The 322-nt window shown below is 73.0% G+C and carries 1 protein-coding gene; it reads left to right on the plus strand.

Features of this window, described 5'->3' with window-relative positions:
* Positions 1-322 (plus strand): glycosyltransferase (locus tag AC5RUJ_RS18885; protein WP_494156590.1); only part of this gene is annotated, 322 nt, incomplete at both ends.

Below are 322 nucleotides of genomic sequence, written 5' to 3' on the forward strand. Positions count from 1 at the left end.
GGCGGCTGGGACTGGCGGCGGACCGGCCGACCCTCATCGTCACCGGCGGCTCCTCGGGCGCGCTGAGCATCAACCGCACCATCGGCGCTTCCCTGCAGGAGCTCGCCGCGGCAGGCATCCAGGTGCTGCACATCACCGGGCGGAACAAGGCGCTGCGGGACGCCGACGGGCAACTGCTCGCCGCTCCCGGCTACCACCAGGTGGAATTTGTGGACGGCATGCAGGATGTCTACGCGGCGGCCGACCTGCTGCTGGCCCGCGCCGGCGCGGCCACGGTGTGCGAGATAGCCGCCGTGGGCCTGCCGTCCGTGCTGGTGCCGCT

The organism is Arthrobacter sp. Y3223164, assembly GCF_059091005.1.